Below are 12536 nucleotides of genomic sequence, written 5' to 3'. Positions count from 1 at the left end.
CCGCCTTTTTAGAAATCATAATGATTTGAGTATTTTGCCGCTAATTACGATTCGGTGAATTTCGTTTGTTCCCTCGTAAATTTGAGTGGCTTTCGCATCTCGGAACAGTCGTTCTATCGTTGATCCTTGCAGACAGCTGTCTGATCCGAGCATTTGCATAGCCTGGCTAGTCACTGCAACTGCTGTATCAGATGCGAACATTTTGGCCATGGATGCTTCCTTCGTACAAGGCAAACCTTCTTGATGCAAATACGCCGCGCGATAAACGAGCAATCTCGCTGCCTCTACTTTAGCTATTATGCCAGCGAGTTTAACTTGCTGATGCATTGCCTTCTGATCTGGCTTTATCAACATTGCAGCCTTCGGTTGGAAGCGGTCATTTAGAATATTTAGTGCAGCTTGCGCAATTCCAAGCGCTTGGGCGCTGATTCCGATACGTCCGCCATCAAGGGAGCCTTTGGCTATGGAAAAGCCTTTGCCTTCTTCGCCAAGTCTATGGGAAACGGGTATCCTTAATTGATCAAATATAAGCTCACAAGTATTCGATCCGTGCAAACCTAATTTTTTTTCTTTTCTTCCGATCGTTAGCCCTTTTGTTTCACTTTCAATAATAAAAGCGGTAATGCCGTATGCCCCTTTGCTTGCATCAGTCACTGCAAATGCAACATAAACATTGGCAGCGCCGGCATTCGTGATAAATACCTTTGATCCGTTCAAAACATAATATTCACCGTCTAATACTGCTGTTGTTCTTATAGAGGAAGCGTCCGAACCCGCGTGAGGCTCTGTTAACGCGAAAGCGCCTAACCGCTCACCCGAAGCAAGCTTGGGAACATAGCTTGATATTTGAGCTTGCGTACCATAATGCAGGATCGGCAAAGTGCAAACCGAAGTATGAACGGATAAGATGACGCCAAGCGCTGCGCTTATCTTTGATATTTCGTTAACCGCAGCAATATAGGAAATGAAATCGCAGCCTGCTCCTCCCCATTGCTTAGGAATTGGAATGCCCATAAAGCCTGCTTGTGATAGTTTTTCAATGAGAAGGCTGGGAAATTGATCATGTTGCTCCATGAGTGGCACAGCGCTGGCTACTTCTGTCTCTGCAAAACGTCGTACCGCTTGTTGCAGCTCTAACTGTTCCTTTGAAAGTCGGAGTTCCATTGCCCGTCTCCCTTCGGATGTACCTATCCCTTCTCATTTGAGTACACATAAAAGCCACGTCCGGCTTTCCTGCCTAGCCAGCCAGCCTGCACATATTTGCGCAGCAGCGGGCATGGTCTATACTTTGAATCGCCGAATCCAGCCTGCAGTGTCTCCATGATTGCTAAGCAAGTATCGAGCCCAATAAAGTCGGCAAGCGTAAGCGGACCCATCGGATGGTTCATGCCAAGCCTCATCACTTGGTCTACAGCTTCCGGTTCAGCGACCCCCTCATACACCGTGTAAATCGCTTCATTTATCATAGGCATCAGAATTCGATTGGAGACAAAGCCTGGGAAATCTTGAACCTCAATCGGCGTTTTCTTGATTGTGAGCGTCAATGCTTTTATTTTTTCAAATGTATCGCTCGAAGTCTCAAGACCTTTAATAATTTCGACTAATGGCATAATAGGTACGGGGTTCATGAAATGCATGCCGATTACACGCGAAGCTCTTTTTGTTGCTGAAGCTATTTCTGTAATCGATAACGAGGACGTATTGGTAGCCAAAATGGCATTTGGTTGACAAATTTGATCAAGCTTTTCAAAAAGCGCTTTTTTCATCGTCATATTCTCAGGCGCAGCTTCAATCATTAGATCAGAGCGATTGGCGCACATTAAGTCTGTGGAAGTTAGGATGGATTTTATGGTCTGAGTTCGATCAGACTCGCTAATATTTCCTTTGGCGGCAAGTCGAGTCAGTGAAGTATTAATTGAGGCAATCCCCCTTGCCACGGCAGCTTGCTCAATATCGTAAAGGGTTACCTGCAACCCATTTTGCGCTAACGTCTGTGCAATTCCGCTGCCCATTTGTCCAGCTCCAATTACGGTAACGGTTTGGATAATCATGAGCACCCCCTTTGCCTTAGCCCTCCACCTGAATGAGCATGGCATCACCCTGGGCTCCGCCGCTGCAGATGGCAGCAATGCCTAAACCGCCGCCGCGGCGCTTCAATTCATAAATTAAAGTGAGTAAAATTCTTGCGCCGCTTGCACCGATTGGATGGCCAAGCGCGATCGCACCGCCATTCACATTGACCTTCTCCTCATCCCAGCCTACTATTTTCCCGCAGCTGAGAATGACAGAGGCAAACGCCTCGTTCACCTCAAATAAATCAATGTTTTTTAAAGGAATGCCCGTTTTTCGCAATAGCTTTTGGATTGCAAGCGCTGGAGCAGCAGCTAAATTAGGAGCACTTGCACCAATGGTGCTATGTCCGATAATTTTGGCAAGCGGCTTGTGTCCGCCTCGTCTCGCTTCTTCCTCCGACATGAGGAGCATAGCGGCGGCGCCGTCATTCACACTCGGAGCATTCCCAGCCGTAATCGTACCGCTCGGACCATGAATCGGTTTTAGCAGCGCAAGCTTCGACAAATCCGTGTTAAAACGTGGCCCTTCGTCGATGGCCAAGATAGCGTTTGCAGAAGTGTAGTAAGGCTGAACTTCATCCTCAAATAATCGCAGATTTGCAGCTGAGCTCGCACGGTCATGACTCCTTAATGCCCATTCATCTTGTTCCGTTCGGCTAATATTATGATCTGTTGCAATTTTGTTGCCATAAACAGCCATCAGGACATCTTCGAAAGGACAAAGCAGACCATCATGAATCAATAAATCCGTCAGTTCGGCATTTCCCAGCTTGTTTCCCCATCTAGCCGTTCGAACAGCAAATGGCGCCTGACTCATGCTCTCCATTCCGCCAGCTAATATTATGTTTGCATCTCCAGCACGTATGATCTGATCTGCCATAGAGATGGCTCGCAAGCCTGAAGCACAAACTTTGTTAATCGTTTCCGCTGGAACGCTCCAATCGATTCCGGCAAGAATGGCAGCTTGTCGAGCTGGGTTTTGGCCGCAGCCTGCTTGAAGCACCATTCCCATCATGACGGCATCAGCTTGACTTGCGTGTATGCCCGTTTGCTGCATGGCTCCTTTAATGACGGCAGCGCCCAGCTCAACGGCTTTCTCATTTTTGAACATGCCGCCTAGCTTTCCGAATGCTGTTCGTTTCCCTCCTATAATAACGGTCTGGCGCATGGTGATATACCTCCTACTCCTTCAGCATCCGATGGATGCAATCCACTTCCATCCCGCCTGTTCCAAGCCCCGTTTCCACACATTTTGCATCCCTTAAAAACCGTTCCATCCGATATTCTTGCATATAGCCATAACCGCCAAATATTTGTACAGCCTCAATCGCAACGGCAACAGCCATTTCTGCCGCGAACTTACGCGCGATGGCGGCTTCCTTTGCAAAACTTAAGCCTTCATCCTTGCGCCACGCCGCTTGATAAGCGAGAAGCCTGGCTGCTTCCAGCTGAGTTGCCATATCTGCAAGCTTGAAAGAGATGCCTTGCTGCTTTCCAATTAAATGACCGAATTGCTTGCGTTCCTTGGCATAGGCAGCTGCAGCTTCAAAAGCTCCTTGGGCAATGCCAATGGATTGCGCAGCTGCACTCAAATGCCCGATATCGATGGAATTCAAAATGATTTCAAATCCTTGACCATCTTTTCCGATTTTGTTTGTCTCAGATATCTCACATTTATCCAGCTTCATATTTGAAATGTGGAAAGAACGCAATCCCATCGTTCGTACTCGCTGCCCAATTTGCCATCCAGCTGTACTCGTTTCTATTAAAAAAGCAGTACATAACGATTTCTTTCGTTTTAACTCCGTCTTTGCAATAACAATGCAATAATCCGCAATATCTCCATGAATGACACATTTATGCTCGCCACATAGCTCCCAGTGATCTCCTCGTCGACGTGCTGAAATGCTGCTGCTCAATCCCTCGTTCCCCACTACTGTCGATGGCAGAGCGCATCCACCCAGCTTTACACCTTTTGCGAGGTCCTTAAGATACAAAGCTTTTAAAGCGTCGCCGCCAAAAGTGAAAATCGGCATAGCAGCATAAACCGTATGGGCGGCAAGCTGAGCAGCTGTAGAAGCGCAGACACGAGCCAGTTCTTCTATCACAATAATGAAAGTCATCCAATCGCTGCCGGCACCGCCATTTAAGTCATCAATAGGTATGCCTGYTATGCCTAGTTTAGCCAGCTGGTCAAATAACGATCGATCATACTGCTCCTTCTCATCACGTTCGACTGCTCTAGTTGCAACCTCGCTTTCTGCAAATTCCCTTAACACTGCGCGAGTCATTTCCAGCTCATCGGATATAGAAAATTGCATCTCACTCCACTCCTTCTTATAAGAGGCATGGTTAGTGGACAATGTTCGACGGTATCCGCACGTATCGTAGTATATGAAGACAGACCGCTGAAAAATGACTTCGATCTCTCGCCTTATATGCAGCTTATCTTTAACATTTGAGCTCGGATAAACAAAAAAAAGCCAACCCCATTAGGTTGGCTTATACTATGTTTTGCTGTGAGCTATACACTTTGTTGAGTAATTACTCCACCCGGTTCGAAGGTCAGCAGCTTTGTAGCGATTTTATCAATGAAGAAACGATCATGGCTTACGGTGAGTACTGCTCCAGGGAAATGAATTAACGCCTGCTCCATCACCTGTATGCTGGTCAAATCCAGATGATTGGTAGGCTCATCCAATATGATGAGTTCGGCGCCGGACAGTAAACATTTTGCGAGTGCCACACGTGCCTGTTGACCGCCGGATAAACTTCCGATCACTTTTTGAAGGTCTGCTTCCGAGAACTGCAGCATAGAAAGAAATTTATTCACTTTCTTGCGAGGGGCATTAAGGCCAAGGCCATAGATGTTCACTGCATGGCTTACCGTATCCTTCTGATCGAGCTCGTCCCACATGCGATTGAAATAGGCGTAGCTTACGCCTTTGCTAAACTGCACGGCACCTGAATCAGCCGGTTCTTGTCCTGTTAACACTTTAATTAAAGTGGATTTTCCGCTGCCATTTGAACCGATAATAGCAATCCGGTCTTCCTTCTGGATATCAAAGCTGACATCTTGAAAGATAACACGCTCAGCATAGTTTTTGCTTATTGCATCGACAGTGCATAAGTTGTCTGGAAAACGCAAATTTTCATAAATATCAGTAATCAGAACGTTTACAGGATGCGGCTCTACTCTTTTCTTCATATCAGCCAGCTTCCGCGACAGACGATCTTTGGAAGACTTCCTGCTCGAACGGTTGTCGATTTCTTCGGCTTCCATAAGCAGAAGCTCCTCTTCCCATTCGAACTGCCGATCAAGTTCTTTCTTGCGCAGCTTCTTCTTCCGAATATAATCGGTATAATTGCCTTCGTATTCTTGAAAATGATAATTTTCAATCTCAATGGTACGAGTCACTACCCGGTCAATAAACTGCCGATCATGAGATACCAAAATCATTGTGCCGCTAAAGCGATTTAACCATTGCTCCAGCCAAGCCAGCCCGTCGAGGTCTAGAAAGTTCGTCGGCTCGTCCAGCAGTACGACGTCTGGCAGCTCAATTAACATTTTGGCTAGTGCGGCGCGGTTGCGCCAGCCGCCTGACAATTGATCGATAGGCTGTTGACGCGATTGCTCATCAAATCCAAGCTTAGTGAGTACGGTATCGATCTCTACAGCAGCATTCCAGCCATTATGATGCTCCATCTGCTCGAAGAGATCTGCTTGACGATTCAGCAGCTGATCCATTTCATCAGCATCAACGGTAATACCAAGCTTTTCTCCGATTTCCCCAAGCTCGCGTTCGATGATCCAAATATGCTCATAACAAAGCTCCAGCTCTTGTTTGACGGAACGATTGCCGCTAAGCTCTGAGAACTGTGAGAAGTAGCTCACCTTAACCTTCGGATCAACCTCTACCTTCCCTGCTGTAGGCTCTTCTCTGCCTAAAATAAGTTTAAATACGGTCGATTTTCCTGCGCCGTTACGGCCTATAAGACCGATTCGTTCCCCTTTGCTTATACGAAAATAAATATCTCGAAAAATAAGTGTATCTTCATACTTTTTCGTTACGTTCTCCAACCGAATGACGCTCATGTCGCTCACCTCTGTATATGGTTGTAAACCACTTTCGGGTGATGTGTCAAGCTAAGTGCAGCATACATCTATTAGACAGCTTTACAACAGCTTCACTGTACCATTGGTATAACCTACGATGACCTTAGTTGCCATACCGATAAACAATCCGTTATCGACGACACCAGGGATGAGATTTAATGTATGTTCCAGCTGTTCTGCTTGTGAAATGATACCAAACTGACAATCTACAATAAAGTTGCCATTATCCGTTACAAACATTTGATTTTCTTTCGTTCTCACTGTCGTCTCAGCGCCGAGATTACGCAGTTTTCTTATTGTCATTTCGTAACCAAACGGAACGATTTCTACCGGGAGCGGGAAACGTCCCAATTGCGCGACATGCTTGCTTTCATCTACGATGATAATTAGCTGCTTACTGGCGGCAGCTACGATTTTCTCTCGGAGCAGCGCGCCTCCTCCGCCTTTGATTAAGTTCCATTCGTTATTTACTTCATCTGCGCCGTCAATTGTCACATCAATTTGCTCAATCTCTGCGAATGGAAGCATCGTTATGCCAAGCTCTATCGCAAGCTCTTCAGAAGCTCTCGACGTAGCAATCGCCTTAATCGATAGGCCCTCCTTTACTTTTTGGCCGATTTTTTGAATCGCCCAATAAGCGGTTGATCCTGTTCCTAATCCCACGACCATTCCGTCCTTAAGAAACTCGACAGCTTTTTCGGCGGCTAATTTTTTTGAGTCCATTTATACAGCTCCTTCACTCAATCAATCGTATTTTGTAAAAAAATATTGTACTCACTATATTAATGGAGAGTCATCTCAAATGAACGCTATTTATGTCGTTAATTATTAATTTTCACATGCATCAACCGACAAACATCACATCACGAATCTGGTRGACTAGCAATTAGGTTGTCCCACCACAGAATAGGAGCGCTGATTATGCACACAATTTCGAATGAACAATTTACGAATGAAACGATTGCTTTTGACGGATTTAGCTTTATCGGGTGTACCTTTTCGAACTGCGTCATCATTATCACTACGCTGGACTTTAATTTTGAACGATGCTCTTTTTATGATTCTTCCCTGCACGTCAACCCGAAACTTCCCATATTCGCGATCTCTCACAAGCTTTCACAGTCTACTTATGATTCAGACACGAACTGTTATCAGAACGATTATAAGTATCCCCAAACCGTTGTAGAATTACCGGAAGCCGTCCATCGCTGATTCGGTTTAATTTTTCTAAACATACTATTCCCTAATAGGGAATGCAAGTCTGTAATCAAAGGATGCCCTATAAAAAAAATCGCGCTTCTTATCGAAGCGCGATTTTTTGTGCTATTCCTTAATCTAGTTAACGATTCGACTAGCCAATCGTTCGATTCGCAGCACAAGCTCCTGCATATGAAATGGCTTAACGACGTAATCATCTGCACCAATTTGTAGTGCATTGACGATATCAGAAGTATTATTGCGGGCCGTCAGCATGACGATCAACAGCTGTTGTTCAGGATAATTGAGGCGCAGCTCCTTTAATACCTCTAATCCGTCCAAATCAGGCATAGAGCCATCGAGCAGGATAATATACTTTTCACTCTCTTTGTACCAGTTGGAGGATAAGAACGTTCTACCGTCTGCATAACCTTCTGCTTTTACCTTCGTATGATTCGTAGGTTTCCAGTTAAAAAATCGATTGATGATAATCTCTCGGATTAATGGATCATCATCAACGACAATGATGTTTAATATCGATTCGTTTTTGGAATGGTTTAATGCCTTGGAATAAACAACCGTTTGGTTTCTTCCTCCGCGTTTCCCACTGTATAAAGCTTGATCCGCTTCATCTACCAGTGTAGCAGAATGGCTATTAAGTTCCGTTATTTCTGTGATTCCTGATGAAAATGTGACTTGAAAGTTAGAATCACTCGTTTGAAATTTAATAGCATTAAATTTAGTGCGCAGACGCTCCATAAGGTAAGCTGCTTGAACTGCATCCGTACTCGGTAAAATGAGAGCAAATTCTTCCCCGCCATATCGGCATAAAATGTCTCTTGGCCTGATCGCATGTTGTGAAGTTGCCACAAAGGCTTGAAGCACCTCATCCCCTTGAAGATGACCATAGGTATCATTTACAAGTTTAAAGTAATCCAAATCAATCATAACGAGTGAGAAAATATCGTTTGAGCGCTTAAAGCTGTCGATATGCTGCCGCATCATTTGATTGAAATGCTTGCGATTATAAGCGCCTGTTAACTCATCAATAATGATCGAGCGTTCCCAGTCCATCTTCATCGCAAATCGATTGTCGATGAGAGCCTTAAGCAGCTCAACATCAAACGGCTTGGCAAGAAAGTCCATCGCACCGGATCGATAAGCGTTAACTTGATTTTCGACGGATACATTCCCGCTGACCATAATAATCGGAATATGCTGCTGCTTCGCCTTATCAACGATTTGATTAAGAACATACATGCCGCTTCGATCGGGCAACACAWTATCAAGAAGGATGAGATTAGGCTTCCATTCGTAGAACAGCTTTAAACCGCGCTCCGCATTCAGAGCAATGCTTACTGGATAATCATTTTTCTCTAAAACTTCTTTGACATAGGTTACAAATTCAACATCATCATCAATGACAAGTACACGATTGTGATGCTTTGAATGATCATCAAGGGAATCGGCATGGTCTTCATTTGCATTGTCGAGTCCGTCTAGCAGCTGCAGCACTTGAGGAAACATGGCCGTTAGTGGCAGCAAATGCTCTGACCACTCCTCGCGTATGAACGTTTTTTTGCTTTTTTCAGAAAACAATTGTTCTTTGGATTCCGAAAACTTTTCAACCTCATGCAGCCCAATCGTACCGCTTGTCCCTTTAAGATTATGGAAAAACCGATGAATATCTTGTTCCTCAACTGCTGTTTGATTGGACCAATCATCGATCGTCTGTGTAATTCGCTGTTGAATTAATTGTTTGTATTTTTCCGTCTTCATGAAAATGGGCTCCCCCTATTATCGCAGCAAACGAGAGATTGCTGCACTTAGTCTGCCAGGTAAATAGGGTTTCACAAGGAATTCATTAATTCCCCATTGTGCAGCTTTTTCTTTCTCTTCGAAGGCGCTCGAAATGATGATTGGCGTATTTAGCAATACATCAGATTTCTTGATTTTGCTAATAATATCCCAGCCGGTAATTCCTGATTCCAGCATCAGATCGATGACCACGATGTCAGGTTTGAGCTGTTCAATTGCTTTCATAGCCAACCCACCTTCTGTGAACAGGTGAACATGATATCCACTAGACCTCAATTCATCACGGAGTAAAGTGGACAAATTAAGGTCGTTTTCAATCAGCATCACTTGAATGGACGTCTCAGAAGAAGTATTTTCCTTCAACTCATCGTTTTGTATTCGTTCTTGCTGCTTAGCCAGTGGAAGCGTCACGATAAAGGTACTTCCATGTCCGAACTCGGAAAAAACTTCTATTTTACCATCATGTCTTGTAACAATCTCTTTTACGATTGCCAAGCCTAAGCCAGTCCCGCCAATTTCTCTTCGATCTGAATTATCGACACGATAAAACTTGTTGAAGAGATTAGGCAGTGCATCCTTTGGTATGCCAAGTCCCTGATCTTCTAAACGAATGACGATCATATCTTTGTTAATGCTGCTAAATAAAGTGATTTGTCCGCCATTTGGCGAGTATTTAATTGCGTTGCTCAATAAATTAATGAATACCTGAAGCATTTTATCTTTATCTGCAATTACGATTGCTTCTTGTGCATCATTTTGCCACGTGATTTGATGGATGCTGGCAGACATTTGCTGCATTTCGATTGCTTCTTTAATTAATGGCGTTAATGATATGCTTTTCATTTCATACGTTTGTTTGCCTGATTCCATTCGTTGCAAATCTAAAAAGTCATTAATTAACGTCGTTAATCTTCTTGCTTCTTGATAAATCGTCGATACATATTTCCGCTGGCGCTCCGGCTTCAGTTCCCGGTGAAGCAGCAGCTCTGCGAATCCAAGCACACTTGCAAGCGGCGTCCTTAGCTCATGACTAACTGTACTTACAAACTCAGATTTCATCCGGTCAACCTCGTACTCCTTCGTGATGTCACGGTGAACGAGCAATAACCCGAATTGTTGACCATTGCGGTACAAGGGCTCGCAATAAATTTGAATGAATTTTCTTTCTGGTTCTGTAATTTCATAGTTCATGCTGTACAAGCCATTATAATGTCCATTTGAGATAAGCCCAGTCATAAATTGAATTAACGGTTCAGATTCAACAACAGAGGATTGGACAAAACCTTTGAATTGCTCAAAAGGCATATTGATTGTCCCTTTTTCATGATTGAAAAATCCGAATATCTCAGCCATTTTGTGATTAATTTGAAGCGTGCTGCCATCTAGATCAARCAATTGTATGCCTTCTTGAATGGTGTTCAGTATATCTCCAGTCATCAAGCGCTGCTTCTCCGACAGCTCGTACAAATGTAGTTTATCGAAGGCTAATGACACTTGTGTCATCATGCCAACGATCTCTTCTTCCTCTTGCTTCGTAATCGTACGATTGACCTTCGTAATGACTAGGCAGGCAACCATTTCTTCTGATGCATTCAAAATGGGCAAGATTAAATCGGTAGCTTTCATAGCAGAATCGTGATATCCCTGTTCACCAAGTGAACATTCACGAATCATACTGTATGCTTGTTTGGTCTGTGAGGCACGTAATACGATGCCATCTTCCATTTGCTCAATAAACTGTTTGGTTGAAGCATTGGAAATCCCTACGGATGCGCAATCATGCTCTCTATTCATCATCACAATTAAGCCTTTATCGGAATCGGTAATAGCGACAATATTAGAAATGATGCTTTGCAGCAGCTCTTGTTTATCGAGGGTATTAGAGAGGGATTGTACAAGCTGGTTGCGCTTCTCCAAATATTTCTCATTTTGCTCCATTACGCCTACGGCGATCTGCAGTTCCTCTTGCTGCGCCTGCAGCTCATCCTGCTGCGCAATAAGCTCTTCGTTTTGAGCGAGAAGCTCCTCTTCTTTACTTTGGATTTGCGTCATCATTTTCTTAAAGGTTCGTGCCAGCTCTCCAAGCTCATCTTCTCTTGTGAGATCCTCTGGCTCCGAATATTCACCATTCGCAAACTCACGAGCGTGGTTCGTCAGTCTCATGAGCGGCACGCCAATATCTCTAGCCACTTTTCTCGTAATAAATGAAGCTATAATTAAGATAATAATGATGTATCCTATTAATATAACGGCTTGAAGCGTTAGGCTGCGAAATAATTCATCGTTTTTTTGCTCAGCAAGCAGCTGTACTTGTTTCTCAAAATCACGTGAATAGCTAATTAGTTTATTTACAGGGTTATCCTCACCTGCGGATACGAGGACGCGAAGCGCTTCATAATTTTGAGCTTTTGAATATTCAATCGCTTTCGGCAAAATGTTTTCAAAGTAATCAACGAAAAAGGACTCAATATTGTTCATCACTTCTTGTTCCGTTGCATTAATCGGATAGGTTTTGATTTTTGCTAGAGATTGATCGAGCAGCTTCTTCTCCGAAAAAATCTGCTTATATTCGAAATCTGTTAAATAGACATAGTAACCGCGCGCTCTCAAAATAATATCATTGGAATGATCGGCAATTTGCGCGACAAGCTCTTGCTTCTCTCTCATTTGAACCGTTTCGGACTCATAATTTTTTAATATCATAACCGAGATTGTCAGCACGGCAACAGCCCCAATAAGAATAAGCGATAAAGCAAGTACCATCATCGCTACGAACTGTCGTGTAATTCTTTTCTTATAGAAGAGACGCAGCTTACCCACGTAACATCTCCTCTACCTTATCGATTAGCTCAAGCGGACTGAAGGGCTTAGACATAAAGCCATCGGCGCCAGCGAGCAGCACTTTCTCTTGTTCGGCTTGCTGGCTCTTCGCTGACAGCATAAGAATGCATGAATGCTTGCGATCCTCCAGCAGCCTTGTTTTCTCTATGACTTCAATACCTGTCATCTTAGGCATCATGTAGTCTAGAATAATTAAATCAAAGTTAGTGTCCACAATTTTTTGTAACGCTTCTTCCCCATCAGCCGCTTCTTCGAGCGCATAACCTTCATCTTCGAGCGTATCCATAATAAGCATGCGCAGAACCGGCTCATCTTCTGCAATTAATAATGTTTTCATTTTCTTAATCCTCCACTGCCATTTGTTCTAGTGTTCATTCGACATCTATCGCCAAAAATACATCCATTAACATTTCGACGTTCGACAAAAAATCCCTCTTAAAGGTTTGTCTTAGTTGTGTCAATCCTACTTTTTACTCAATAATGACAACAAA

The 12536-nt window shown here is 43.8% G+C and carries 10 protein-coding genes; 1 reads left to right on the top strand and 9 read right to left on the bottom strand.

Features of this window, described 5'->3' with window-relative positions; genetic code table 11:
• Window positions 1-15 precede the first annotated feature (15 nt).
• From AC1DPK_RS22080 to rpiA, 6 genes are all read right to left on the bottom strand, one after another.
• Window positions 16-1164, bottom strand: a complete 1149-nt coding sequence (locus AC1DPK_RS22080; RefSeq protein WP_477511649.1) for an acyl-CoA dehydrogenase family protein — start codon at window positions 1162-1164, stop codon at window positions 16-18.
• A gap of 23 nt (window positions 1165-1187) precedes the next feature.
• Window positions 1188-2051, bottom strand: coding sequence for a 3-hydroxybutyryl-CoA dehydrogenase (locus AC1DPK_RS22075; RefSeq protein WP_477511648.1), 864 nt, complete (start codon window positions 2049-2051; stop codon window positions 1188-1190).
• A gap of 16 nt (window positions 2052-2067) precedes the next feature.
• The gene (locus AC1DPK_RS22070; RefSeq protein ID WP_477511647.1) at window positions 2068-3240 is read right to left on the bottom strand and encodes an acetyl-CoA C-acetyltransferase; all 1173 of its coding nucleotides are present in this window, start codon (window positions 3238-3240) and stop codon (window positions 2068-2070) included.
• Window positions 3241-3253: 13 nt separating this feature from the next.
• Window positions 3254-4393, bottom strand: coding sequence for an acyl-CoA dehydrogenase family protein (locus AC1DPK_RS22065; protein WP_477511646.1), 1140 nt, complete (start codon window positions 4391-4393; stop codon window positions 3254-3256).
• 203 nt (window positions 4394-4596) lie between these two features.
• A complete protein-coding gene (locus tag AC1DPK_RS22060) occupies window positions 4597-6168 on the bottom strand; it encodes an ABC-F family ATP-binding cassette domain-containing protein (protein ID WP_477511645.1) in 1572 nt (523 codons plus the stop codon).
• 81 nt (window positions 6169-6249) lie between these two features.
• Window positions 6250-6912, bottom strand: a complete 663-nt coding sequence (gene rpiA / locus AC1DPK_RS22055; protein ID WP_477511644.1) for a ribose-5-phosphate isomerase RpiA — start codon at window positions 6910-6912, stop codon at window positions 6250-6252.
• A 198-nt stretch (window positions 6913-7110) separates the two neighbouring features.
• Between rpiA and AC1DPK_RS22050 the strand changes: the two genes are divergently transcribed.
• Complete coding sequence (locus tag AC1DPK_RS22050) at window positions 7111-7401, top strand: hypothetical protein (protein WP_441886282.1); 291 nt, start codon at window positions 7111-7113, stop codon at window positions 7399-7401.
• Window positions 7402-7524: 123 nt separating this feature from the next.
• Here AC1DPK_RS22050 and AC1DPK_RS22045 read toward each other — a convergent pair whose 3' ends face one another.
• Genes AC1DPK_RS22045 through AC1DPK_RS22035 form a run of 3 tightly spaced genes read right to left on the bottom strand, consistent with a single transcriptional unit; the run spans window position 7525 to window position 12382 of the window.
• Window positions 7525-9165 (bottom strand): diguanylate cyclase, encoded by a 1641-nt coding sequence (locus tag AC1DPK_RS22045; protein WP_477511643.1) that lies wholly within the window; start codon window positions 9163-9165, stop codon window positions 7525-7527.
• 18 nt (window positions 9166-9183) lie between these two features.
• On the bottom strand, window positions 9184-12024 hold the full coding sequence (locus tag AC1DPK_RS22040; RefSeq protein WP_477511642.1) for an ATP-binding protein: 2841 nt from the start codon (window positions 12022-12024) through the stop codon (window positions 9184-9186).
• A complete protein-coding gene (locus AC1DPK_RS22035) occupies window positions 12017-12382 on the bottom strand; it encodes a response regulator transcription factor (protein ID WP_076265936.1) in 366 nt (121 codons plus the stop codon). The genes AC1DPK_RS22040 and AC1DPK_RS22035 overlap by 8 nt, the downstream gene beginning before the upstream one ends.
• Window positions 12383-12536 lie beyond the last annotated feature (154 nt).

The organism is Paenibacillus sp. 01T424 (assembly GCF_056398745.1).
This window is presented reverse-complemented; position numbering and strand designations above follow the sequence as displayed.